1 protein-coding gene is annotated in these 568 nt (G+C 65.1%); it reads right to left on the bottom strand.

Annotated features, from left to right (window positions below; genetic code table 11):
• A partial coding sequence (locus tag MTP10_RS41855) for a proprotein convertase P-domain-containing protein (protein WP_310717462.1) occupies positions 1 to 568 on the bottom strand: 568 nt, incomplete at both ends.

Here is a 568-nt window from a genome sequence, read left to right as displayed (position 1 = left end):
GTCAGGGTCCATCCGTTGATGTAGCCCTTGTCGCCCTTGGCGAGGTCTTCGGCTTGGAGTTTCCAGGTTCCGCTGGCGGGTGAGGTGCTGGCGTTGACCCAGTAGTTCTCGTCGATGTTGTCGGTGCCGTCTTTGGCGTCGGGGGCCCGCAGGGGGTAGATCTTGCCGTCCGGGGCGATGAGGTCGAGTTTCAGGTCGCCGCGCCAGGTGTGCTGGATCTCGACGTGGACGCGGGTGCGGGTGGGGGCGTTGCCGTTGATCCAGGCCAGGACGATGCTTGACTGGGCGGTGCCGGGGTCGGGGATGGTGGTGTCGTCCCAGTTGCCGAAGCAGGGCAGCCGGATCGACCAGCCGTCGATGTAGCCGGTGTCGAGGTATTCGACGTCTTGCACGCGTAGTTTCCAGGTGCCGCTGGCGGGGGAGGCGCTGGCGTTGACCTGGTAGGTCTCGTGCAGGATGTCGGCGCTGTCGTTGGGGTCGTTGGCCTGTAGGGGGTAGATCTTGCCGTCGGGGGCGATGAGGTCGATCTTGAGTTCGCCGCGCCAGGTGTGGTGGATGTCGACGTAGA

Source organism: Nonomuraea sp. 3-1Str, assembly GCF_031570565.1.
Taxonomy (GTDB): domain Bacteria; phylum Actinomycetota; class Actinomycetes; order Streptosporangiales; family Streptosporangiaceae; genus Nonomuraea.
This window is presented reverse-complemented; position numbering and strand designations above follow the sequence as displayed.